Source organism: Flavobacterium sp. 38 (assembly GCF_057799715.1).
In genome coordinates, this window is record NZ_JBYNWZ010000001.1 from 423,167 (window position 1) to 445,347 (window position 22,181).

General features: G+C 34.8%; 21 protein-coding genes. 12 read left to right on the forward strand and 9 right to left on the reverse strand.

The window, feature by feature from the left end; all coding sequences use genetic code 11:
* Positions 1-51 precede the first annotated feature (51 nt).
* The 7 genes from AC3E9W_RS01795 to AC3E9W_RS01825 all read left to right on the forward strand — a co-directional run bounded on the left by AC3E9W_RS01795 (position 52) and on the right by AC3E9W_RS01825 (position 8,061).
* Complete coding sequence (locus AC3E9W_RS01795) at positions 52-528, forward strand: methylated-DNA--[protein]-cysteine S-methyltransferase (RefSeq protein WP_488766510.1); 477 nt, start codon at positions 52-54, stop codon at positions 526-528.
* A gap of 221 nt (positions 529-749) precedes the next feature.
* On the forward strand, positions 750-1,463 hold the full coding sequence (locus tag AC3E9W_RS01800; RefSeq protein ID WP_488766511.1) for a 3'-5' exonuclease: 714 nt from the start codon (positions 750-752) through the stop codon (positions 1,461-1,463).
* Between the two features lie 492 nt (positions 1,464-1,955).
* On the forward strand, positions 1,956-3,029 hold the full coding sequence (locus AC3E9W_RS01805) for a winged helix DNA-binding domain-containing protein (protein ID WP_488766513.1): 1,074 nt from the start codon (positions 1,956-1,958) through the stop codon (positions 3,027-3,029).
* Positions 3,030-3,321: 292 nt separating this feature from the next.
* Positions 3,322-4,761 (forward strand): nucleoside recognition domain-containing protein, encoded by a 1,440-nt coding sequence (locus tag AC3E9W_RS01810; RefSeq protein WP_488766515.1) that lies wholly within the window; start codon positions 3,322-3,324, stop codon positions 4,759-4,761.
* Between the two features lie 411 nt (positions 4,762-5,172).
* The gene (tnpA, locus tag AC3E9W_RS01815) at positions 5,173-5,634 is read left to right on the forward strand and encodes an IS200/IS605 family transposase (RefSeq protein ID WP_488766516.1); all 462 of its coding nucleotides are present in this window, start codon (positions 5,173-5,175) and stop codon (positions 5,632-5,634) included.
* 5 nt (positions 5,635-5,639) lie between these two features.
* Positions 5,640-6,383, forward strand: a complete 744-nt coding sequence (locus AC3E9W_RS01820) for a hypothetical protein (protein ID WP_306153809.1) — start codon at positions 5,640-5,642, stop codon at positions 6,381-6,383.
* 73 nt (positions 6,384-6,456) lie between these two features.
* Positions 6,457-8,061, forward strand: a complete 1,605-nt coding sequence (locus tag AC3E9W_RS01825) for a fumarate hydratase (RefSeq protein ID WP_306153811.1) — start codon at positions 6,457-6,459, stop codon at positions 8,059-8,061.
* A gap of 129 nt (positions 8,062-8,190) precedes the next feature.
* Here AC3E9W_RS01825 and AC3E9W_RS01830 read toward each other — a convergent pair whose 3' ends face one another.
* Together AC3E9W_RS01830 and dinB are read right to left on the reverse strand one after the other, a co-directional pair.
* On the reverse strand, positions 8,191-8,691 hold the full coding sequence (locus tag AC3E9W_RS01830; protein WP_306153813.1) for a PAS domain-containing protein: 501 nt from the start codon (positions 8,689-8,691) through the stop codon (positions 8,191-8,193).
* 98 nt (positions 8,692-8,789) lie between these two features.
* A complete protein-coding gene (gene dinB / locus AC3E9W_RS01835; RefSeq protein WP_488766519.1) occupies positions 8,790-9,872 on the reverse strand; it encodes a DNA polymerase IV in 1,083 nt (360 codons plus the stop codon).
* A gap of 140 nt (positions 9,873-10,012) precedes the next feature.
* Here dinB and AC3E9W_RS01840 point away from each other — a divergent pair, with 140 nt between their 5' ends.
* Both AC3E9W_RS01840 and AC3E9W_RS01845 read left to right on the forward strand, forming a co-directional pair.
* On the forward strand, positions 10,013-10,747 hold the full coding sequence (locus tag AC3E9W_RS01840; protein ID WP_306153817.1) for a metallophosphoesterase family protein: 735 nt from the start codon (positions 10,013-10,015) through the stop codon (positions 10,745-10,747).
* Between the two features lie 49 nt (positions 10,748-10,796).
* Entirely contained in the window at positions 10,797-11,327 is a 531-nt protein-coding gene (locus tag AC3E9W_RS01845; protein ID WP_488766521.1) for a DUF6646 family protein, read from the forward strand.
* A gap of 133 nt (positions 11,328-11,460) precedes the next feature.
* Here the strand turns inward: AC3E9W_RS01845 and AC3E9W_RS01850 are convergent, their stop codons facing one another.
* The 6 genes from AC3E9W_RS01850 to AC3E9W_RS01875 all read right to left on the reverse strand — a co-directional run bounded on the left by AC3E9W_RS01850 (position 11,461) and on the right by AC3E9W_RS01875 (position 18,491).
* Positions 11,461-12,117: a 3-oxoacid CoA-transferase subunit B gene (locus AC3E9W_RS01850; protein ID WP_488766523.1), complete on the reverse strand. Its 657-nt coding sequence runs from the start codon at positions 12,115-12,117 to the stop codon at positions 11,461-11,463.
* Positions 12,118-12,225: 108 nt separating this feature from the next.
* On the reverse strand, positions 12,226-13,116 hold the full coding sequence (gene bla / locus AC3E9W_RS01855; protein WP_488766524.1) for a class A beta-lactamase, subclass A2: 891 nt from the start codon (positions 13,114-13,116) through the stop codon (positions 12,226-12,228).
* A gap of 187 nt (positions 13,117-13,303) precedes the next feature.
* A complete protein-coding gene (locus AC3E9W_RS01860; protein ID WP_488766525.1) occupies positions 13,304-14,005 on the reverse strand; it encodes a CoA transferase subunit A in 702 nt (233 codons plus the stop codon).
* A gap of 308 nt (positions 14,006-14,313) precedes the next feature.
* Positions 14,314-16,620 (reverse strand): penicillin-binding protein 1A, encoded by a 2,307-nt coding sequence (locus AC3E9W_RS01865; RefSeq protein WP_306153829.1) that lies wholly within the window; start codon positions 16,618-16,620, stop codon positions 14,314-14,316.
* Between the two features lie 10 nt (positions 16,621-16,630).
* Positions 16,631-17,110: a gliding motility lipoprotein GldH gene (locus tag AC3E9W_RS01870; protein WP_125718313.1), complete on the reverse strand. Its 480-nt coding sequence runs from the start codon at positions 17,108-17,110 to the stop codon at positions 16,631-16,633.
* Entirely contained in the window at positions 17,094-18,491 is a 1,398-nt protein-coding gene (locus AC3E9W_RS01875) for a PSP1 domain-containing protein (RefSeq protein WP_488766527.1), read from the reverse strand. The genes AC3E9W_RS01870 and AC3E9W_RS01875 overlap by 17 nt, the downstream gene beginning before the upstream one ends.
* A 302-nt stretch (positions 18,492-18,793) precedes the next feature.
* Here AC3E9W_RS01875 and AC3E9W_RS01880 point away from each other — a divergent pair, with 302 nt between their 5' ends.
* Complete coding sequence (locus AC3E9W_RS01880; RefSeq protein WP_488766529.1) at positions 18,794-20,167, forward strand: hypothetical protein; 1,374 nt, start codon at positions 18,794-18,796, stop codon at positions 20,165-20,167.
* 7 nt (positions 20,168-20,174) lie between these two features.
* Positions 20,175-20,738: a hypothetical protein gene (locus AC3E9W_RS01885; RefSeq protein ID WP_306153837.1), complete on the forward strand. Its 564-nt coding sequence runs from the start codon at positions 20,175-20,177 to the stop codon at positions 20,736-20,738.
* A 95-nt stretch (positions 20,739-20,833) separates the two neighbouring features.
* On the opposite strand, the gene AC3E9W_RS01890 is transcribed toward AC3E9W_RS01885, so the two are convergent.
* Positions 20,834-20,977 carry a hypothetical protein gene (locus AC3E9W_RS01890; protein WP_488766531.1) on the reverse strand — a complete coding sequence of 48 codons (144 nt, stop codon included), beginning with the start codon at positions 20,975-20,977 and terminating at the stop codon, positions 20,834-20,836.
* A 15-nt stretch (positions 20,978-20,992) separates the two neighbouring features.
* Here AC3E9W_RS01890 and AC3E9W_RS01895 point away from each other — a divergent pair, with 15 nt between their 5' ends.
* Positions 20,993-22,174 (forward strand): ankyrin repeat domain-containing protein, encoded by a 1,182-nt coding sequence (locus AC3E9W_RS01895; protein ID WP_488766532.1) that lies wholly within the window; start codon positions 20,993-20,995, stop codon positions 22,172-22,174.
* Positions 22,175-22,181: the final 7 nt, after the last annotated feature.

The window sequence follows — 22,181 nt, forward strand, 5'->3', positions numbered from 1 at the left end:
AAACTTAAATTTGCTTATATAACTTATATGGTTTTGGAAACCGAGAAATTTATGGAAACAGCATTCATCAACTCGCCTTTAGGAATCACCAAAATTGTTGGAGATGAAAATGGTATTGCTGTAATTTCTGTTTCTGACGTTGGCACGAATGAAGTTTCAGAAACTATTCCTGAAGTTTTACAAGATGCCGTTTCACAGTTAAACGAATATTTTGAAGGCAAAAGAACCGATTTTGATCTTAAACTGAATCCGCAGGGAACCGAGTTTCAGCAAAAAGTATGGAAAGCATTGTTAGAAATTCCGTACGGAAAAACGGTGAGTTATATGGATCAAACCAAAAAATTGGGCGATGTAAAAGCCATTCGTGCTGTAGCATCGGCAAATGGTAAAAATCCGCTTTGGATTGTGGTTCCTTGCCATCGCGTTATTGGCACAAACGGATCATTAACGGGTTATGCCGGTGGACTGTCGCGCAAAAAATGGCTTTTGGAACATGAAAGTCCTTCTCAACAGCAAAGTTTATTTTAGTTTTATTGGCCACGACCCGAGCGATAGCGAATAGGCGAAAGCAATTCACGAATTTTCTTTTTAATCATCGCGTATTAATTACTGTTCTAAAAATTTATAAATAAGAAAATACATTCAATTTGTACTTTCAAAAAATATTGAGATCAAATTTGTGTACATTTATATCAAATAAAAAATAGTATAATTTTCGTGAATTCGTGGCGAAAACCCACAGCAAAATTATGATTGAAAAAATAAACCTCAATAACATTTTATTTCTTGATATAGAAACCGTTCCTGAAGAAGAGAATTTCAATTCGCTTGACGCGGAAATGCAATCGCTTTGGGATTTGAAAACGCAATATCAGCGTAAAGATGAATTTACTCCAGAAGAATTTTACGAACGCGCCGGAATTTGGGCTGAATTTGGAAAGATAATCTGTATTTCTGTTGGATTTTTTACCATCAAAGGTGATGTTCGAAATTTTAGAGTGACGTCGTTTTTTGGTGAAGAAAAGAAAATCCTAAAAGATTTCAGCAATTTGGTTAATAATCATTTCAATCAGCCGCAGCATTTGCTTTGCGGACATAATTCGAAAGAATTTGATATTCCGTTTATTGCCCGAAGAATGATCATCAATCAATTGCCAATTCCAGACAAACTGAATTTATTCGGAAAAAAGCCTTGGGAGATTCCACATCTGGATACTTTAGAGTTATGGAAGTTTGGAGATTATAAACATTTTACTTCTTTAAAACTGCTCACCAAGATTTTAGGCGTACCATCGCCAAAAGGCGATATTGACGGAAGCCAGGTTGCACATGTCTATTATGTCGAAAAAGACATTGACCGAATTATTACGTATTGCGAAAAAGATACGATTGCTGTTGCCCAGATATTCTTACGTCTACGCCGAGAAGATTTATTGATTGAGGATGAAATTATTCATGTCTAATTGGAGGGACAAAGGGACAGAGAAACAAAGGGACAAAGTCGTCAATGAACTTATATAACTTAATAATCGTTTAAAAAAGGACAAAAATGAAAAATCTATTGATTTATATTTTATTAATATCTGCAATTGGAATTTTGTTTTTCCCATTTCTTAACAACTCTACAACACACACTTCTTACTCATATTCAACAAATTATTTTGAATATATGAAAGGAATTAGTGAAAATATCATTTACCTTATGAGATATCCTTATTTGGAAACAATAGATCTTATTATCATTTTTTTACTTCCCATTTCTATTTTATTTGAAATAATTTCTTTTCATTTCAAAAAGCATAAATTAACATATGTATTGATTAGCTTGTGTTTACTTTCTTCTGTTTATTTTATCTATTTTAATCAAAGTCAATTAAAATATGGCATTTACATATTAGTTATTCAGCAACTGGCATTGTCTTCTTTTTTAATTTTCTATTCTAAAAAATCAAATTGTGGTACATTCTGAAATTTCACATTATCGTCTGGTTTCTCAAAAACTTTATAAATCAAGTTCTTGTTTGCCACAGGAAATTGTAAAGCACTTTGGCGCTATGCAAGCTCAGGATTACGCCATGGCAAAATGGGCAATTGGTTCGCGTTGTGATTCCTCAGAAAGAGAGATTCAAGAAGCTATAGATTCGGCTAAAATTATTCGAACCCATATTCTGCGTCCGACTTGGCATTTTGTTTCTCCAGATGACATTTATTGGATGCTGGATCTTTCTGCTCCACAAGTAAAACGTTTTACGGCTTCTGGAGCTAAAAAATTTGGCTATGATGAGAAAAAGTTGAATCAGGCGAATGCTTCTATCGAAAAACTATTAGCAGGAAACAATCATTTGACTCGAGATGAAATTATGCAGGAACTTGGAATCAAGAAAACTTCCAGCGACGATTTCCTGAGTGCTGCGATTATGATGAATGCCGAACTGGATGGATTGGTCTGCAATGGCAAAATGAAAGGCAAACAAATGACTTATGCTTTACTTGAAGAAAGAGTTCCGAAAACAAAAATTAAATTGACAAAAGAAGAAGCCTTAGCAAAACTCGCCCAACGTTATTTTGAAAGTCACGGCCCAGCAACAGTGCTTGATTTTTCGTGGTGGTCAGGTTTTCCACCTACAATTTGCCAAAAAGCCATTAGTGCAATTGAGTTACAATTAAGTAAAGTCACCATTGATAATCAGCAATATTGGTTTAAAAAGGACATTACAGACGAGGATAACTTTCGCGAAAGCGTACATTTTCTTCCCTCTTTTGATGAGATTCTAATTTCGTATAAAACACGCGAAGCTTCATTTAATACAGAACATCAATCGAAAGTTTTTACTAATAATGGGATTTTCAAACCTATTATTTTAGAAAACGGAAAAGTAATTGGCATCTGGAAAAGAACCATCAAAAAGGATCATGTCAAAATAGAAACAGATTTTTTCAATGAAATAGAAGTAAACAAAAAACAGGTTCTTTTGGAAGGAATTAAATCTTTTGAAACATATTTAGAAACTAAAGCTGTTATTTCTTGATTTGAAAGCAGTGCTAAATGTGTCGCTCCGCTGGAGCTTTTTATTCTGTGACTAAGCCTTTTCTATAAATATGTCGCTCTTCCAGAGCTATTTATATTCTGAAACTAAGCTCTGGAAGAGCGACATATTTATAGAAATTAAATCCGTTCTCTAACAGAAGCTCCAGCGGAGCGACACCAAAATTCAAGTTTTTAAATCAATTATTTCAAATCCAAAGCATCAAATATTCTTCTGAAACAGAATCTTTATGCTTATTATTGCTAAATAATTACATTTACAAAAAATTACAATTATGGTATTAAGCAGATTTTGGTTAGCGATTTTTATTTCTTCGATTGTTTTTATTGTAGTCAGTTTGTTTACTGCCAATACGTATACTATTGATTCTATTTTAAATGGAAAGAAAGACGATCCTATTTTAGTTTCTGAAAAATACGTCGAAGAACTTCCTGCTTTCTTAAAAGACAGCATAAAAAAGGCGCCAGATCAGACCATGATTATCAATCGTGATACGCTAAATGCCGACACTACTTATGTTTACAAAAACAAAACGGTAAAAATTTACAGCGGACTTCAAAAATCTGACGGTTTATTGCCAACTTGTAAAAGCACTTTGGTCGATTTAATTCTGCCTCTTATTGCATATTTAGCCTTTTTCTGTGGCTTAATGGAACTTTTAATTGTTTCTGGAGCTTCAGGAAAATTAGCTAAAGCTTTAAGTCCGGTGTTTGTAAAAGTGTTTCCAAGCATTCCGAAAAATCACCCTTCAATATCCTATATGACCTTGAACTTTGCTGCCAATTTCTTGGGATTGGATTCGGCTGCAACGCCATTTGGACTGAAAGCTATGGAAAGTTTACAGGAAATAAACCCCGAAAAAGACAAAGCGAGCGATGCGCAAATTATGTTTATGTGCCTTCACGCTTCTGGATTAACTTTAATTGCGACTTCAATTATTGGTTATCGCGCGGCGGCAAACGCAAGTAATCCGGCCGATGTGATGCTGCCTTGTATCATAACTTCATTTATCGGAACTATTGCAGCATTTTTAATTGTTGGAATAAAACAAAAAATCAATTTCAAAAGTGCTTCACTTCTTATTGGTTTAATGGTTTTGATTGCGGCTATTGTGAGTCTGCTGATGTATGTGAATCATTTAGATCTGATCGGAAAAAATTACTTTACTTCTAACCTTTCTGGATTAATCTTAATTGCGATTATTGCATTTACTTTAATTTTTTCATTTGTACATGAGAAAAAATTTAAGGAAGCAGAAACAACGGTTTTTGACACTTTTGTAGTGGGTGCCAATAACGGCGTGAAAACTGGAGTTACTATTTTTCCTTATGTTTTAGGAATGTTGGTGGCGATTTCGTTGTTTAGAAATAGTGGATTATTTGAAATTATCAGTGACGCCATCGGATTTATCTTTTCAAATTTAGGCGTAAGCAAAGAAATTACGAATGCGCTTCCTGTTGCCATGCTTCGTCCGTTCAGTTCTGCAGGTTCAAGAGGATTCTTGATCGATTCGATGAATACTTTTGGAGCCGATTCTTTAACCGCTAGATTGAGCAGTATTTTCCAATGCAGCGCCGAAAGCACTTTTTATGTAATTGCGGTTTATTTTGGTTCTGTTAATATCAAAAACACGCGTTATGCACTAGGAACAATGCTTTTGGTAGATTTGATCTGCGTGATTACGGCGATTTTTGTGGCGACTTGGTTTTTTTAGCATTTTAGCATTGTCAAATTTTAATTTTGGGAATATAAATCATTTCGTCATACCAGATTAAAATCCAGATTACAAAATTTTTCTAACGTTTCCCGAATTAAAATCCAGATTTAAAGATTGTTGGAACGCTTCCCCGGATTAAAATCCGGGGCTACAAAATTGTTCGAGCCGACGGCTCTTTTCTTTGCGCAAACAATTTGCAAAAGTTCCATCGGAACGTTTAAATATTGTAGCAACGGATTTTAATCCGTTGATCATAAATGACAGCAATTCAAGAGTTCCGTAGGAACGTTACATATTGTAGCCACGGATTTTAATCCGTGGAGATAACGAAATATGTCAATCAACAAAAAAAGAAAGTTAAATATTACAAAATAATGTTTATTGCATTTATTTTTGCCAGAAAAAAACATGGCAAATACCTATCATCAAGTCTACATTCAAGTAGTTTTTGCAGTTAAATATAGAAATGCTTTAATTGAAGAAAGCTGGAGATCTGAATTACTTGGCGTAATTGGCAATTTAATTAACGAAAATGGTTGCAAAAGCATTATTGTAAATGGTGTTGAAGATCATGTACATTGTTTAGTTGCCCTAAAACCAACAATTACCATATCTGATCTCATTAAAAATGTCAAAGCAAAATCTTCAAAATACATCAATGACAATAAACTAACGAAATCTCAATTTTCGTGGCAGGTCGGTTACGGTGTTTTCTCTTATAGTCAATCTCAAATTGATTCTGTTTACAAATACATTAAAAATCAAAAAGAACATCACAAGAAACAAAGTTTTAATGATGAATATCTAAATTTTCTAAATAAATTTAATGTTGATTACGATGAAAAATTTATATTTGAAAATCTAACGTAAACATTATGAAAATAGCCCCCCTCTTCTTCGTATTGCTCTTAATCGGATGCCAGAAAACAAAACCTACAGATGCTGCACCACCAATTGCAGAAATACTTGAAAATCACGAAACCTTGCCGGTTACAAATGATGAGAAAATCATTAAAACTGATACCGTTGCCATTTATATGGACGGGACAGAATCTGCCACAGATTATATTCTAGCACATTTGGTAGAACAGCAGGCAGATAAAGACAGTATCGTTTCTGTAAAATACCGATTAGATTTTTATCAGAATAAAACCAAAACAGCTTCTTCAAAAATTGCAATTAAAGGTTTCGAAAAAGGTTCTGAATGGATTGCTTCTTACGGATTAACATCGGAAAATTTTACAAATTCTCCTTTTTTACAGATTTCTGTCGGCTACCCGGCATGTGGCTATTCGCATGAAAATTATTTATATTATATCAAAAACAAAAATCTTCAATTAGTGCATCAATGGAATACGATGTCGGACAGTGGTTGGGGTAATTGGCTGGAAATCATTAATCCAGAAAAGAATTCTGAACCAAAATCTTTTTATTGCAAAACTGTTGCATTTGTTCCAGATGATGAAAACGAAAATCAAGACATGGGAATTCTAAGATATTCTGATTCTATTGCTTTCGAATTAAAAGACAACAAATGGAAAAAGATGCTTCTTTCTGCGAAGGATAAACCTTACTTCGAAAAAAAGATGACGTTTGATCAATTTAACACCATAGAATAAAAACTAGCTACAGAGTCCTTATTCAAATTCTTTCTTAGTAAATAATTTCTAAATTTGTAAAAAAACAAAACTAATGATTGATTTTATATACCAAGATCCTTATCCGATCTTAAAGGATGATACGCAGTACCGCAAAATCACTTCTGATTTTGTAAAAGTGGAGCAATTTGGAGAACGTGAAGTTTTAACCGTTGACCCAAAAGGTTTAGAACTATTGGCTGAAGAAGCTTTGACTGATGTTTCGTTTATGTTGAGAACGACGCATTTGCAAAAACTGAGAAAAATTCTAGACGATCCAGAAGCGACAGACAATGATCGTTTTGTGGCTTACAATTTACTTCAAAATGCATCTGTAGCTGCCGAAGGTCAGTTACCAAGCTGCCAGGATACTGGAACTGCAATTGTAATGGCTAAAAAAGGCGAAAGCATTTTTACTGGTGTTGATGATGCAGAATGGTTAAGCCGCGGAATTTTTAATACTTATCAAAAAAGAAACTTACGTTATTCGCAGATCGTTCCGATTTCGATGTTTGAAGAGAAAAATTCAGGATCAAATCTTCCGGCGCAAATTGATATTTATGCTAAAAAAGGAACTTCTTACGACTTTTTGTTCATGGCAAAAGGTGGTGGATCTGCAAATAAAACTTATTTATACCAACAAACTAAATCGCTTTTGAATGAAAAATCTTTAGATGAATTCATTCGCACTAAAATCAAAGATTTAGGAACTTCGGCTTGTCCTCCTTACCACTTAGCTTTGGTAATTGGCGGAACTTCTGCTGAAGCCAACTTAAGCGCTGTCAAAAAAGCTTCTGCTGGATATTATGACAATCTTCCAACAACTGGAAATATGGCTGGTCAAGCTTTCCGCGATCACGAATGGGAAGAAAGAGTTCAGAAAATCTGCCAAGAAAGTGCAATTGGAGCGCAGTTTGGAGGAAAATATTTCACGCACGACGTTCGTGTAATCCGTCTGCCTCGTCACGCGGCTTCTTGTCCAGTTGGATTAGGAGTTTCTTGTTCTGCAGATAGAAACATCAAAGGAAAAATTACGAAAGACGGAATCTTTGTTGAGCAGTTAGAAGTAAATCCAAAACAATTTTTACCAGAAACAGCTCCACATTTAGAAGCTCCTGTAGAAATTGATCTAAATCAGCCAATGGCAGATATGTTGGCTCAGCTTTCTAAATATCCAGTTAAAACGCGTTTAAAACTAAACGGAACTGTAATTGTGGCGAGAGATATCGCTCACGCAAAAATTAAAGAAATGTTAGACGCAGGAAAACCAATGCCAGAATATTTCAAAAATCACCCAGTATACTACGCCGGTCCTGCAAAAACTCCAGATGGAATGGCTTCTGGAAGTTTCGGCCCTACAACTGCGGGACGTATGGATGTTTATGTTGATGAATTTCAGAAAAATGGCGGAAGTATGATTATGCTGGCAAAAGGAAACCGTACCAAACAAGTTACTGATGCCTGCAACAAATACGGCGGATTCTACTTGGGTTCTATCGGAGGTCCTGCTGCAATTCTGGCGCAAGACAACATTCTTAAAGTTGAAGTGGTTGATTTTGAAGAATTAGGAATGGAAGCGGTTCGTAAAATCACTGTTAAAGATTTCCCAGCCTTCATTATCACTGATGATAAAGGAAATGATTTCTTTGCCAATCTATAAGCATTTGCCACAAAGGCACAAAGTCACAAAGTTTTTATAAAAAAGCAAAACCGCCCAAAAGGCGGTTTTTGCTTTTTTATAGCATATCTTTAAAAAATTCTTTGCGTCTTAGTGCCTTTGTGGCAAAACTTATGCGCTCATGTCCTGTTTTTCGAAGGCTATAAAATGCGAAATTTCTCCTTTGAGATTGTAAACTGGGGAGGCATCAATTTTACATTTGTACGTATTGCCGTTTTTTCTATAGTTTTCGAGTGTTTTTTCAAAGGGGATTTTCTTTTTTAACGCTTCTCTAATTTCCTTTAAATCCTTTTGTGAAGTTGCCGGGCCCTGAAACATTTTTGGGGTTTTGCCTAAGATTTCTTCTTCTCTATAACCTGTCATTTTTTTTATTCCGCTTGACGCGAAAACTATTTTCAAATTCAAATCGGTTACTACAACTACTTCATTTTTAATTCTTTCTTGAATGTTAAGCTTCTTTTCATCCCAAGTAAATTCGTCAGAGATTTTACTTACTCTTTTCAAATCAGCGTTTAGGGCTTTTAGTTCATTAAGGTATTCGTAATGAAAATCCCAAGCTAGAATTGGAACTGAATTTCGCTGCTGCACATCATCAGAATTTTTACTTTTCATATAAAACAATGAGATAGATAAATCTTTTTTCTCAAAGATAGGAGAAAAATCTTGCTATTCACAGTCAACATCTTATTTTGAATTTTTAAAAATTGTTATTAAAACGTAAACTTTAACTGTACTACAACTGCCTTTTTTACTTCGGTATTCAAATTACTCAATGAAATTCCAAGCAGCCGAACGGAATCTTTCATTTTTTCCTGATACAATAATTCCTCCACATTTTCCATAATCAAACTTTTATCAGAAATAAAATAAGGCAAGGTTTTGCTTCTTGTCTGTTGCGAAAAATCGCTGTATTTAATCTTGAGTGTAATGGTTTTTCCAGAGATATTATGCCTTTGCAACCGTTTTTCAAGCGAAGTTGCAATACGCTCCAATTGCTCCATCATAAAAATTTCAGAAGACAAATTCACATTAAACGTATGTTCTGCGGCCACCGATTTAGTAATTCGGGAAGGTTTTACTTCACTGTTGTGAATGCCTCGAACGACGTGATAATAAAACGTTCCCGATTTTCCGAAATGCTTTTCTAAAAACTCCAAAGACTTGCTTTTCAAATCGGTTCCAGTAAAAATTCCGAGCTGATACATTTTTTCTGTAGTCACTTTCCCAACTCCATAAAACTTTCGAATCGGAAGATCTTCTAAAAAAGCTTCTACTTCATCCGGATTTACCGTTTTCTGTCCGTTTGGTTTGTTGTAATCGCTGGCAATTTTAGCCACAAATTTATTGATCGAAATTCCTGCAGATGCCGTCAGCCCTACTTCATTCAAAATTCTTGCTCGAATTTCCTGCGCCAAAAGACTTGCGCTCGGATTTCCTTTTTTATTCTGAGTTACATCCAAATAAGCTTCGTCAAGCGAAAGAGGCTCGACCAAATCGGTATAATCGTGAAAAATTTTATGGATTTTGGATGAAATCTCTTTATAACGATCAAATCTTGGTCGAACGAAGATAATTTCAGGACAATATTTTTTGGCTAAAGCTCCGCTGAGAGCACTTCGAACGCCAAACTTTCTGGCTTCGTAACTTGCCGCCGAAACCACGCCCCGATTCTCTGAACCGCCAACGGCTACTGGTTTTCCTCTTAATTCTGGATTGTCCATCTGCTCTACCGACGCATAAAATGCATCCATATCAATATGAATAATTTTACGATATGTTGGTGTTTCAGACATATTGCAAATTTACAGAGTAAAAACAATAAAAAAGCGCTGTAAACAGTTATAAATCATATCAATTTTTAAAGAATATGAATTCGATGAGTTCAAACCAATTATTCTTTTTATTTTTGTTCTTCTACTCGAAAAATTAAATAATGCGAACATTTGTTATAGGTGACATACACGGCGGATTACTTGCACTTGAGCAAGTTTTAACTAGAGCCAAAGTTACTACTGAAGATACTCTAATTTTTTTGGGCGATTACGTTGACGGCTGGAGTCAGTCTGTTGAAGTAATTGACTATTTGATTGATTTAAAAAGCAAACAAAACTGCATCTGCATAAGAGGAAACCACGACCAGCTTGCTTTGGACTGGCTAGAAGAAAGAAACGATGATTTTGATGAAGAAATGTGGTACAAACATGGCGGTAAAGCCACTGTTGAAGGCTACGCCAAAATTTCTGAAGACAAAAAAAGAGCTCATATCGAATTTCTGGAAAATCTTCAGGATTATTATCTTGACGATCAAAATCGTTTGTTTGTTCATGCTGGTTTTACCAATTTGAATGGTGTAAAATGGGAATATTTCTCGAAGCTATTTTATTGGGATAGAACACTTTGGGAAACGGCTCTATCATTAGACCCAAAATTAAAGGAAGACGACTTACACTATCCTAAAAGATTTACCGTTTATAAGGAAGTTTATATTGGCCACACTCCAGTTACTCGAATCGGCGAAACGGTTCCTGTAAATAGAGCTTGTGTCTGGAATGTAGATACGGGTGCCGCATTTAGAGGTCCGCTTACAATTTTAGACGTCGACACCAAGGAATACTGGCAAAGTGAGCCGTTAAACGAATTGTATTTTAATGAAAAAGGTAGGAATTAATTTATTTAATTCTAAATTTGCAACGCAAAATAATTAATATTAAATTTTTATGAAAAAGGTTTTTACACTCCTGTTTTTGGTATCATTCGGATTTATTAATGCGCAAAGTGCGTTTACAGGAAAAGGTGACATGAGAGTAAACGTAGGTGCAAATTTACAAGATGGCGGATCTGGAATTCAAGGCTCTATTGATTTTGGTTTAGGAGAAAATTTCTCTTTCGGATTTGTTGCCAATTATTTATTAGGAGTTGACAATTTTACAGGTTTTTACCACGGAAGCAATGTTGCTTATAATAACGCTGATCCAGATTTTGGAGATCGTTTTGATGCAAAAGCAAGAATCAATGCTAACTTATCTAGCGTAATTGGTGTTCAGCAATTAGACATTTACCCTGGTTTAAGCTTAGGTTTACACAATTTTGGCGGTCACGTTGGTGGTCGTTATTTCTTTACTGACGGATTCGGTGTTTTCACAGAAATCGGTTTTCCAATCGCAAAATATGGTTCAAACAATGATCCTTTTTATCATTTAAACAATCAGGCTACTTTCAGTTTAGGAGCTTCGTTTAATTTACAATAAGATTTTGAGTGACAAAGGTGCAAAGTCACAAAGTCACAAAGAACCTTACTGCATAAAAAAACCGCTATAATAGCGGTTTTTATTTTTTATATATAAAACTTTGCCTCTTTGTCACTTTGCAACTCTGCCACTCTTAAATCACCATTTCAGGAATTTCACCTTCAATAATCAAATCGGCTTCGGTTGAGGCTATAATGTGTTCGACTGAGACGCCTGGCGCTCGTTCTAAGAGCTTAAAACCTTTTTCTGTTACTTCGAGAACCGCGAGCTCTGTTACAACCTTCTTAACGCATCCTACGCCTGTAAGTGGCAAAGTACATTTTTTTAAGATTTTTGATTCTCCTGCTTTATTGACGTGCATCATGGCAACGATAATATTTTCGGCGGAAGCCACCAAATCCATTGCGCCTCCCATTCCTTTTACCATTTTTCCCGGAATCTTCCAGTTCGAAATGTCTCCATTTTCAGAAACTTCCATTGCGCCCAAAATCGTTAAATCTACTTTCTGACTACGAATCATTCCGAAACTGAAAGCCGAATCAAAGAAGCTCGCGCCTGGAAGCGTTGTAATGGTTTGTTTTCCAGCATTAATAATATCGGCGTCTTCTTCTCCTGCAAACGGAAAAGGTCCCATTCCGAGAACGCCATTTTCACTTTGAAATTCAACCGCTATATCTTCACGCACATAATTCGCAACCAAAGTAGGAATCCCGATTCCTAAGTTTACGAAATATCGGTCTTTAACCTCTTTTGCAATTCGTTTTGCTATATCTTCTTTATTCAGTGCCATAGTTTTTAATGTGTCAATTTTTTAAAATATGTCAATTAGTCCATTTGATAATTAGATAATTTTCCCTTCCGTTGAAGGCATTATCTAATTGACAAATTATCTCATTATCTAATTCTTTGCAACGAAATAATCCCAAGTTGCTTTAGCAATATCTGCGATTATCTTTTCTGTATCTTTTTGATTTTCTGTGATTTCTTTTAAATAAACCGAAAGAATAAAATGTTTTCCGTTTGGAAGTTTTGCAATTCCGATATCATTCATGGCAACTCTCAGATTAGCATCGTTTGTTCCAGAAATCCCTGTTCTGTGTGCCAATTCGGTATTTTCAGGAAGTCCGGCTTTCATCCAGGTTAATCCTCTTGATGTTTCTACCATGATTTGATACAGATACTTTGTTGTTGTTTCTTTTAAAACTTGCCCGTTATAGAATTTCTCTAGCAAATCTGTTGTTGCTAAAGGGGTTGTGGTGTTTACATACAAGTTTTTCCAAGTTTTCATTTGATCTTCATTCACTTTAATAACGAAGTCTTTGATTCCTTGTTTGTTTATAAATTTCTGAACCTCTTTAGCACCGCCAACTAAATCGATCAAAATATCGCATCCGTTATTATCACTATGAGAAACAGTATATCTAAGCAATTTATCCAGAGTTAAATACATATTTCCTTCAGGATAATCTTCTCTCATCGGACTCCATGTATCTTCCTTTAGCTCTTTCTTTTTGATGAATATTTTTTGCTCTAATGAAAGTTTGCCTTCATCAACTTTATTCAAAACCGTTAAAGCGATATGAAATTTAAAAACACTCATCATTGGCGCTTTCAAATTTCCATTAATGCTTAATGTATCTTTATCTTCAATTCCCTTAATAGAAATACCGACTGTCGCATTTTTTGTTTTTATTAGCTGGTTTAATTCCTGCCTAAGTTCATTTATCGTTTGAGCAAATGTCTGAAACGAAACCAATGAAAATAATGTCGCATAAAAAAGTTTTCTCATTTTTTCCTAATGTGTCAATTAGTCAATTTGATAATTAGATAATTTTGTAAACTGCTCAAAGCATTATCTAATTGTCACATTTTCAAATTATCTCAATTATTTCAATGTGCCAATTAGTCAATTTGATAGTTAGATAATTTTCTACTCCGTTGAAGACATTATCTAATTTACAAATTATCTCAATTATCTAATTTTTTTGACGTACAGTTCGTTGCTCAATTCGTTTCTCAAACTTTTCTCCTTGAAAGATACGCTGCACCATAATTCCTGGAATATGAATGTGATTAGGATCTAAACTTCCAACTGGAACTAATTCTTCGACTTCGGCAATGGTGATTTTTCCGGCACCCGCCATACACGCATTGAAGTTTTTGGCTGTTCCTTTAAAAATAAGATTTCCAGCTTCGTCACCTTTCCAAGCTTTTACAATAGCAAAGTCAGCTTTGAAAGCTTCTTCCATGATGTGCATTTTTCCATTGAATTCGCGTGCTTCTTTTCCTTCTGCAACTTCAGTTCCGTAACCTGCTGGCGTAAAGAAAGCCGGAATTCCAGCTTGAGCCGCACGACAGCGCTCTGCTAAAGTTCCCTGAGGCGTTAATTCAACTTCCAATTCCCCAGAAAGCATCTGACGCTCAAATTCGGCATTTTCTCCCACATAAGAAGAAATCATTTTCTTAATCTGCTTTTTTTGCAACAATAATCCCAAACCAAAATCATCTACACCTGCATTGTTAGAAATACAAGTTAAATCTGAAATTGATGTGTTTACCAAAGCCGCAATGGTGTTTTCAGGAATACCGCATAATCCGAAACCTCCAAACATGACGGTCATACCGCTTTCAATTCCGATGATGGCTTCCTGAACGTTATTTACTTTTTTTGTTATCATAACAAACTATCTTTATTGCTGAATATTTTTGATAAAAATAAGATTTTTAGATGAAATTATAACGATTTCGTAAAATAATATATTCATCAAATATTAAGTAACCGCAGAGCACGCTAAGATTTTTAATATGTAAGTTTCTATAAAAACGCAAAGTTCGCAAAGCTTTGTGTTATTGTTCTTTGTGTAAATCTTTGCGCTCTTTTTTTGTAAAATCTATATCTAAAAACAAAAAGTCCGGAAAGTTTAAATTAAACTTTGCGGACTTTGCATATATCTTAGCGCTCTTTGCGGTAAAATTTTTATCTAGACTACAACTCGAACTCGTCTGTATTTTGTTCGGTCTGTGTAGTATCTTTTACCACAGCTGGCCTTTGATAGCAATCTACTTTAATAGAAAGGTTTGCTGGACGCTCAAATTCTGCTTTAGAAACCTGAAGATCTTTATCTGCATAACACAATTTCATGAAATAACCCCAAACTGGAAGTGCTGCAGTTGCTCCTTGACCGTAAGTCAAACTTTTGAAACGAGCCGAACGGTCTTCACATCCAACCCAAACTCCAGTTACTAAATTCGGAACCATTCCCATAAACCAACCATCAGACTGGTTTTGTGTTGTTCCTGTTTTACCAGCAATCGGGTTTCTAAACATATATGGATATCCTGTCCAACGGTTATCTCCGCTACCACCACCTTCGGTACGTAAACGTGATCCAGAACCACTTTCTGTAACCCCTTGAAGCAATTTGATTACCGCAAAGGCAATATCTTTATTTAAAACATCGTGAGACTCTGGAATTGGCTCATAGATAACTTCTCCACTTTTGTTCTCAATTCGGCTTAAAAACTGTGGTTTTACATAAACTCCTTGGTTGGCAAATGTGCTATACGCCGCAACCATGTCTTCAACTGTAATATCTACGGCTCCTAAAGCAATAGAAGGCTGAACTGGAATTTCTGTTTTTACTCCTAATTTCTTAGTCAATTCAACAACAGCTTCTGGACCTGTTCTGTCAATCAATTTAGCCGAAACGGTGTTGATCGAACCAGCCAAAGCTTGTTTTAAAGTAACCATTCCGCGGTAAGTATGGTTGGAGTTTCTTGGTTCCCAGTCTTCTGTAACGTGATGGCGTCCTTTATGAATCATAAAAGGTCCGTCTAGAATAGAATCGCAAGGAGACATGTTTAATTCTTCAATCGCAGTTGCGTAAACGAAAGGTTTAAAAGTAGAACCTACTTGTCTAGCTCCTTGTCCTACGTGGTCGTATTGGAAGTATTTGTAATTGATTCCTCCAACCCAAGCTTTAATTGCTCCGGTCTGAGGCTCCATTGCCATTAAACCAGATTGTAAAAAGTGTTTGTAATAACGAATAGAATCTAAAGGTGTCATTACCGTATCGCGTTCTCCTTTCCAAGTAAAGACGCGCATTTTTGTTTTTACTTTGAATGAAGCAATGATATCATCTTCGCTTTTATCCATTTCTTTCATCTGAGCCCAACGAACTGAATTTTTCATCGCTTGCATCATGATGCGGTCTGTTTCTTGCTGTGTAATATTTACGAAAGGCGCATTTTTATTGGTTTTCATTTCAATAAAAAACTGTTCCTGCAAATTTTTCATGTGTGCAGCAACTGCTTCTTCAGCATAACCCTGCATTCTTGAATCGATTGTAGTGTAGATCTTTAAACCATCTTTATAAATATCGTAATCAGAACCATCTGGTTTTTTATTATCTGCTACCCATTTTTTCATGTAATCACGAAGATATTCTCTAAAATAAGTTGCCATACCTTCACGGTGGCTTTCCAGCTTAAACTTCAACGTAATTGGTAATTTCTGAAGTCTTTCCTTTTCAGATTCAGAAATCATTTTTGCTTTTGCCATTTGAGACAAAACCACATTACGGCGGTTTTTTACTCCTTCTGGATTTCTTACTGGATTATATAATCCTGAGTTTTTGAACATTCCAACCAAAATAGCTGATTCGTCAACTGTCAAATCTTTTGGTTCTTTAGAAAAATACGTTTGTGCCGCAGAACTTACTCCAACAGAATAATTTCCGAAATCATAAACGTTGCAATACATTGCTAAGATTTCATTTTTGGTATATTGCCTTTCCAAACGAATAGCAATAATCCATTCTTTTATTTTTTGTACAATCCTGAAAGGAAGGAATTTAGACCCTTCACCATGAAACAATTGTTTAGCTAATTGCTGTGTCAATGTACTCGCTCCACCATTTGTTCCAAGACTAAAAACAGCTCTTAAAGTTCCGCGTCCGTCAATTCCTGAATGTTCGTAAAAACGTGCATCTTCAGTTGCAACAAGCGCCTCAACTAAATTTTTAGGCAAATCAGAATATTTAAGCTGTGATCTATTGGTTTTGAAATATTTACCAATTACAACTCCATCAGAAGAGATAATTTCTGTAGCAAGATTTGAGTCTGGATTTTCTAAATCTTCAAATGAAGGCATAGAACCAAAAAGTCCCCATGAAGCAAATAAAAAGAAAGCCAAAATTCCTACTAGAAAATAGGCAAATATTCTCCAGAATTTCTTTTTGTAATAATTAATATCCTTAACGCTATTGGATTGATTGTTTTTTTTAGCAGCCATAATTATTTATCTAATCTTTTTGTTCTATTCTAAAACCTACGTCTGTAATTCCTTGTAAAGCTTCAACACCTGGAATTTTACCCGACTGTCTCACAGCCTGTTTGATGTGAACTTTGTACTTTCCTGTAAACTTTACATCTTCTTTGTAATAAAGTTTGCTTTCTTTTATGTCAGAAAAACCGTTTCCTAGCAATGTTCCGTCTGGCTCTGCCATTTGGTATTCTAATGTATCTACTTTTGTAAATCCGCTTGGCGTTTCAATAGCAACAATCAAAAACAAATTATTAAACGGATAATTGTCGTTGTCTCTTATGTTTACAAAAAGATTGTATTTTTTCGTAGAATCTAAAACCGGCAGATCGAAGCTTATAATACTGTCTTTGTGCCAAGCACTTCCAACAGATTTATACTCATCAAATACTCTTTTTTTATCGCAAGAAAAAAGAAGTATTGCTGCCAAAAGAAGAATTCCGCTATTTTTTATTCTCATTTTTAGTATTCGTTATTGGTTTTCTAGGTTCAGCAGGTTTATTTTCATTTGAATTTTGCTTATTCGGATTGTTTTTATTCGAATTAGGCTTTTTCTTATGATTTGGCTTATTTGGGTTGTTCGGCTTATTTGGATTGCCATTATTCGCATTACCATTGTTCGGATTGTTATTATTTCCTGCTGGCTTAATGCTGTTTGTATTTTTATCCTGCTGTGGTTTTACAGGAGCTGCAACACCAGCCGCTTCTGCATTTGGCTTACGCTTGCGATTTGGTTTTTTCTTTCTTTTTGGCTGGTCAAAACGAGTTAAACTTTCTTGCCCCATTGCGTTATTGAAGTCTTTTTCTGGTTCTGCAACCACCTCAACAGCAAAATCTTCTAAAGAAGAAACTTTATTTTTCTGCTTATTTTCGGCAATAATTTCTTTTACCTGATCAATTTTTAAAACATGCCAGTTTGCGAAGTTATTCGTGTAAGCAAACCACATTAATCCTTTAAAAATATCCTGTTTCTGACAAACTGCATCGCCTTTTTCGGTGATCAGTTTGGTATCATAATCTGGAAAATCTTTTAAAGCGTCCATGTAAGTGTCTAACTCATAGTTCAGACAGCACTTTAATTTTCCGCATTGTCCCGCTAATTTCTGCGGATTCAATGATAACTGCTGATAACGCGCCGCAGATGTATTGACACTTCTAAAATCTGTCAACCAAGTTGAGCAGCAAAGTTCGCGTCCGCAAGAACCAACTCCACCCAAACGAGCCGCTTCCTGACGGAAACCTACTTGTTTCATTTCAACTCTGGTGCTGAATTCTTTAGCAAAATCCTTAATCAGCATTCTAAAATCGACACGATCATTTGCGGTATAATAAAACGTCGCTTTAGATCCGTCACCTTGAAATTCGATATCCGAAATTTTCATTTCCAATTTATGCTGAATCGCCAATTCACGCGCACGAACTTTCATTGGTTCTTCACGATCACGGGCCACAGACCAGATATCGATATCTTTTTGAGATGCTTTTCTGTAAATTTTTAGAACATCATTACTTTCGTAATTCACTCCTTTTTTCTTCATTTGAATCTTTACCAACTCTCCAGTAAGAGTCACAATTCCAATATCATGTCCTGGCGAAGCAACAGTTGCTACAATATCACCAATACTTAAAGTTAATTTTTCTGAATTTCTAAAAAATTCCTTGCGTCCGTTCTTAAAACGAACCTCAACACAATCAAAAATCGCCTCTCCATTAGACGGACTCATGTTAGAAAGCCAGTCAAAAACCGTCAATTTATTGCAGCTATCGGTGCCGCAAGTCCCATTATTTTTACAACCTTTTGGTGCGCCACCATCTGAGGTTGAACAACTTGTACATGCCATAATTATATATGTAGTGCTGCCAGAATGCAGCTTAAGTTCATAAACGTTCGATCGGTAAAGATAGTATTTTTTATTTTTCTTTATAAAGTATTAAAAGTTAAGGCATGTTAAAAGCAGAATAAAGAAATTTTCTGTTACATCTATTTTTTACGGCATACAACTTTCATCAATTATACTTCTGCACAAGTTTTAAAAGTTTTTCCTTACAATATTATTTTGAAATTCCCAATTTATATTTTTTTCTTATAGAAAAAATTCTTTCTAATTTTGGTTTATATTAATTCAGTTTTAATAAAAATTATATGCAAAAGAAATACAAATTCAATTTAATCGTAATTATCATTATTAGTATTCTATTTTTCAATTGTTCCAAAGAAGATGACTATTTGAACATACAAGATCAAGAATCCAATCTTTTATCAAAAACCCAAGAATGGTTAAAATCAAAGCAAGTAGTGGACGAAGAAAACGTAATGTGGTATTCTGCTAAATTTTATCAGCAAAGTAACTCATCGTCATTTATAGCTATTATCCCTGTAAAGTCTTCAGATCAACTTTTATTACAAAAAATTGTTGTTGACATTAATGACTATAACATAACTGGAAAATTATGGTCTTTTTATTTTAAGAATCCTCAAGAAACAGAAGAATTACTAACGGCTTCAACACATCAAATATTACAATCTTTTACTGGACAGCTGAAAATTATTAATTTAGAGACGATGGAAGCTAGAAATGACACATACGATCAAGGTATCTCACATAATAATCTATTTTCAAAAACTAATGGGGCTGGAGTTTGTGACAGATGCCACTTAGTTGGAGATGAAGGGGCTATCAAACTAGACGAAGTTGTAGTAACTGGCCCTGGAGGAAATCCATGGCTAGATCCTATTACAACGCCAACTTTCCCTACTATGCCTACAATAATAGGCGGTGGCGGATCTAGTGGTTCAGCAAACTGGAATAGGGTTGAACAAATTAATGATGGTAATTTAGATCCTTGTGGAAAATCTGCACTTGACAAACTTAAAAATCTGCAACAGAATGATATCAAAAAAATGCTACAACGCTTTGGAGGTCCGATATCACAGTATGATGTTACAATACAAAAAGGCCCTGTATTGGGTGGGCCGTCTGTTTTTGGTCAAACAATTAAGTTATCTAATAACAATTACCAAATCACCATTAACCAAGATTATCTTAACGGAATAATCGATTCAGAGCCAAATTCACCTCCTACCAGTTTGTCTGTTGCAACAACACTATCCCATGAAATTATACATGCGTACTTTTTAAGCCTTATTGATCAATATGCAAACACTGGAAGTTCTTCATTGACAGATTTCCCAACGCTTTTTGAAGCTTATGTTAGAAGCACAAACCCTGGAGGAACTTCAAATGATCTTGCAGATGCTCATCATGCAGAAATAGCAAATCAATATGTTGATATTATGGCTTCGGTATTACAAGAATTCAATACTGGAACACCTGTTGCTTCTGGAGCTGCACAACAACTTTACAAAGATTTAGCTTGGAGTACTTTACAAGGTACACCTATTTATGACGCAAAACTTTCTTCAGCTGATAAAGACAGAATAGCTCAAAGAAAAACTGTTGAGGCTCGAAATAAGCCTAGAGGCAATCAAAATCCAGAAGGAAAACCATGTAACTAAATTATTTATGAAAAACAGAATAGTAATTCTTCTTTTAATTCAAATGATAGTAGCGTCATGTGGTTCTTATCAAAAATATGAGCCACTAAACGTCTTTTTAGAAACTGAATTAAAAAAAGATCAGAAAGCAATACTTGTAAAAGATAAATCTAGTAACAAAAACACTTTGCGTATTTTTTTTAGAGGAGATGGTAACATGGAAATTGAAGAAAAATACAGAAGTCGTCTTTTTAACCAGAAAGATTATGAGACAATGTATAATCAATATGCCACTGATTCAATTCAAAAACCATGGACTCCAAATGATTTCCCCAAGCTGAATTTGATCTTCGAAAACAAATTAGGATTGTGGAACACCAGTTTTCTAGACAAATATGAAGCTTCACCGCTCGATGTTTATTTTTTATCTGAGCCTCTATTTTATAAAAATAAAGAATACATTATGTTTTATTTTGACCGTGGCAATACAAATGACATTAGCGGCACCTATGTACATCAAGTCATAGTAATGAAAAAAGTAGATGGAAAATGGCAGGTTATAGAAAGAATAGCCGATTATGTTTATTACTAAATCTTCGAACTTTTAAAATCCTGTTTAAAGACAGGATTTTTTTTTGATTTTTTTGTTTTGGCTGTTTTTGGAAGAATATTGCTTTACAAGTTTCTCTATTGATGATCTGCGAAAATTTCTGTGGGTTTTGTTTTGTCAAAAGCAATTTTAAATTTTCGTTCTAAAATATATTTGTCATTTTTATGTTTTATCTTACACATAATTTCAAAAGCCTTACCAAATAAGGCATTATTTCTCATCTTAAAACATTTCAAATGCAAACACAAAACCAGATTGAAAATTTCCTTTTTCAGGGAAAATTTGACGAGGCCAGAGAATGCCTAAATAACGGAGAAAAATTTAATGAACAATATCTGAAAAACAATTTTTCTCAAATAGCAGCAAAAATTATTGAAGCCAAAGAAGTTGATTTCATAGAAAAACTGATAAAAGCAGGTTTTATCGAAACGGATATTTATGAATTGGACAGTTTTGACCAATCGATTTTTAAACCGCTGACTTTATATTTGAAAGATGATGACGAATCGATTGCTTTCTTCAAAGAATTGATCTCGAAGATGGATAATCTTAACGACGAAATCAGCGATAAAACTTTACTGGGCTATTTTCTTGAAAAAGGGATTTCGCCAAAAATAATTAAAGTTTTAGTTGAGGATTTTAATGCTAACACCCAGTATAAGAACAATGCAGGAGAAAATTTTATTTATACTATTTTAAATACTTACGGCTTAGATGCCGAAAAAGTAAAAGAATATATTAGCATTTTGATTGATAATGGCGTTGATATCAACGAGAAAAACATTGTCGGAACTACTCCATTAATATGTGCGGTTAAGAGAAATCGAAAAGACATTTTGCCATTTTTATTAGAAAATGGAGCAGACCCAAATGAAACCGACAATCAGGAAAACAATGCTTTTTATTACGCTGCGGCGGAACAATTTTCTATTCCGATGTACGAACTTTTAGCAGAATCATCGTCAGCCAATTTCAATAGTATCAATAAAAATGGAAAAACTTTGCTTACAGAGTTCATCCGAATGATGTCTGATTCTGAATATGATCTGAATTCGTTGCAAAGATTGTTATCGGATGGAGCCGATTTAAATCACTGCGCTGAATATTATGGAAATCCGAAATCGGGATTTGATTTTATTGTCGAAAAGAAATCAGGCATTTTAAAGTCAGTTTTGGACAGCGGATCCGTTGATGTTAACGAACAAGACAATCATGGAAATACTATTTTGCATAAAGTCTGCGAGTACAATATCAATTATGATGCTGAAATGGCAAAGGAAACATACCGAAAAGTAAAATTGCTTCTTGAAAATGGTGCTGATAAAGAAATCACCAACGATAAAGACGAAACGGCTTTAATGCTTGCCTCTGGAGATAATCTGAAAATCAAAACAGTCGAGCTTTTGATGAAACAATAAATAATCA

Excerpts from the sequence above, each read along its gene's own strand:
- AC3E9W_RS01795 (WP_488766510.1), top strand. The coding sequence starts at position 52 with ATGGAAACAGCATTCATCAACTCGCCTTTAGGAATCACCAAAATTGTT.
- AC3E9W_RS01800 (WP_488766511.1), top strand. The coding sequence starts at position 750 with ATGATTGAAAAAATAAACCTCAATAACATTTTATTTCTTGATATAGAA.
- AC3E9W_RS01810 (WP_488766515.1), top strand. The coding sequence starts at position 3,322 with ATGGTATTAAGCAGATTTTGGTTAGCGATTTTTATTTCTTCGATTGTT.
- tnpA (WP_488766516.1), top strand. The coding sequence starts at position 5,173 with ATGGCAAATACCTATCATCAAGTCTACATTCAAGTAGTTTTTGCAGTT.
- AC3E9W_RS01820 (WP_306153809.1), top strand. The coding sequence starts at position 5,640 with ATGAAAATAGCCCCCCTCTTCTTCGTATTGCTCTTAATCGGATGCCAG.
- AC3E9W_RS01825 (WP_306153811.1), top strand. The coding sequence starts at position 6,457 with ATGATTGATTTTATATACCAAGATCCTTATCCGATCTTAAAGGATGAT.
- AC3E9W_RS01830 (WP_306153813.1), bottom strand. The coding sequence starts at position 8,691 with ATGAAAAGTAAAAATTCTGATGATGTGCAGCAGCGAAATTCAGTTCCA.
- dinB (WP_488766519.1), bottom strand. The coding sequence starts at position 9,872 with ATGTCTGAAACACCAACATATCGTAAAATTATTCATATTGATATGGAT.
- AC3E9W_RS01840 (WP_306153817.1), top strand. The coding sequence starts at position 10,013 with ATGCGAACATTTGTTATAGGTGACATACACGGCGGATTACTTGCACTT.
- AC3E9W_RS01845 (WP_488766521.1), top strand. The coding sequence starts at position 10,797 with ATGAAAAAGGTTTTTACACTCCTGTTTTTGGTATCATTCGGATTTATT.
- AC3E9W_RS01850 (WP_488766523.1), bottom strand. The coding sequence starts at position 12,117 with ATGGCACTGAATAAAGAAGATATAGCAAAACGAATTGCAAAAGAGGTT.
- bla (WP_488766524.1), bottom strand. The coding sequence starts at position 13,116 with ATGAGAAAACTTTTTTATGCGACATTATTTTCATTGGTTTCGTTTCAG.
- AC3E9W_RS01860 (WP_488766525.1), bottom strand. The coding sequence starts at position 14,005 with ATGATAACAAAAAAAGTAAATAACGTTCAGGAAGCCATCATCGGAATT.
- AC3E9W_RS01865 (WP_306153829.1), bottom strand. The coding sequence starts at position 16,620 with ATGGCTGCTAAAAAAAACAATCAATCCAATAGCGTTAAGGATATTAAT.
- AC3E9W_RS01870 (WP_125718313.1), bottom strand. The coding sequence starts at position 17,110 with ATGAGAATAAAAAATAGCGGAATTCTTCTTTTGGCAGCAATACTTCTT.
- AC3E9W_RS01875 (WP_488766527.1), bottom strand. The coding sequence starts at position 18,491 with ATGGCATGTACAAGTTGTTCAACCTCAGATGGTGGCGCACCAAAAGGT.
- AC3E9W_RS01880 (WP_488766529.1), top strand. The coding sequence starts at position 18,794 with ATGCAAAAGAAATACAAATTCAATTTAATCGTAATTATCATTATTAGT.
- AC3E9W_RS01885 (WP_306153837.1), top strand. The coding sequence starts at position 20,175 with ATGAAAAACAGAATAGTAATTCTTCTTTTAATTCAAATGATAGTAGCG.
- AC3E9W_RS01890 (WP_488766531.1), bottom strand. The coding sequence starts at position 20,977 with ATGAGAAATAATGCCTTATTTGGTAAGGCTTTTGAAATTATGTGTAAG.
- AC3E9W_RS01895 (WP_488766532.1), top strand. The coding sequence starts at position 20,993 with ATGCAAACACAAAACCAGATTGAAAATTTCCTTTTTCAGGGAAAATTT.